2 protein-coding genes and 1 pseudogene are annotated in these 990 nt (G+C 33.2%); all 3 read right to left on the reverse strand.

The genetic code is table 11. The features are described from left to right. Positions 1-6: 6 nt before the first annotated feature. A complete protein-coding gene (locus tag OQ5_RS21220; protein WP_016778175.1) occupies positions 7-447 on the reverse strand; it encodes a nucleotidyl transferase AbiEii/AbiGii toxin family protein in 441 nt (146 codons plus the stop codon). 3 nt (positions 448-450) lie between these two features. After that, positions 451-642: pseudogene (locus OQ5_RS25325) on the reverse strand (nucleotidyl transferase AbiEii/AbiGii toxin family protein); the annotation flags it as partial. Further along, positions 590-883, reverse strand: a complete 294-nt coding sequence (locus tag OQ5_RS0114475) for a DUF6922 domain-containing protein (protein ID WP_016778176.1) — start codon at positions 881-883, stop codon at positions 590-592. The gene OQ5_RS0114475 and the pseudogene OQ5_RS25325, both read right to left, overlap by 53 nt. Between the last annotated feature and the right edge of the window lie 107 nt (positions 884-990).

Genomic DNA, 990 nt, shown 5'->3' on the forward strand with positions numbered 1-990 from the left:
CTGAAATTATAGCCCCATTTTCCATTCTTTGACTTTTTTCTCAATTGATTTTTTTAGCTTTTCCAGGTTTAGATTTTTTTCAAGTACCATAACCGGCCAGTCTTGTAATGATATATCATCAAAATATACCATACTCTTTACAACATGGAAGGTATTTCTTGTTTTGTATTTTGCTGAATAGAAGTTCAGCAATTGTTGAACGGAATATTCTTTTAGAAGAAAATAGAGATCAATAAAATCTTTAGAGCGTGTCCCGTTTCCTGCAATGACATTTAGTTTCATTGCAGCTATATCTTCTATAGAATAGAGTTTTATGCTTTCAATATTGCGGATATTGTTTACTAAAGGGTATTTATGGCTGATAAAATCTATTTTTACCGAATCAATAAAACCTTTTAACGTGTTATTGGCCGTAAAATCAGAATGGAAGTTATAGTTAGCTTCCAAAAATTCAAGTAGAAAATTGACATCAAAATCGTCTGTTGTGAATAAATCCAGATCAACGGATTGACGGTGGCCTATCTGTAAGGCAAGTGAGGTGCCACCGGCAAGAAAAAATTGTTTAATATCTCGTCTGATTGCAGTTTGATCAGAAGTTCCAATGTACCTGGTTGGATTGTATTTTTGTGTAACATTTAAAATCGGATTTTTTTAAATTGAAAAACAAAGCTGCCCAGTTAAGGGTTTTTTTATCTAAATACCCGACATTTACTATTTCTCGTTTTATGGCTTCCATACCGTAGATTTGAAGCAGGATATTTAAGTCCCTTAAATTTCCTCTGTTCATTACTCTTTCAATAATCAGCGTTTTATGTTTTTCTCTATCTAATTTGTTTTTGTCTATATCCCAAAAAAGGTGTTGTGAGAGATTCGAAAGTTCCATTTTGCCAGATTTTTTATTTGGTGACACTCGTTTTTAGTGCTTCGATTTAAAGTTAACCACTTTGGGCGGCTTTTTCAATAGTCCGTGGTATAGAGAGCTGTTGGCTG

The sequence above is a fragment of the Anaerophaga thermohalophila str. Valhall genome, from assembly GCF_000250735.1.
Taxonomy (GTDB): domain Bacteria; phylum Bacteroidota; class Bacteroidia; order Bacteroidales; family Marinilabiliaceae; genus Anaerophaga; species Anaerophaga thermohalophila_A.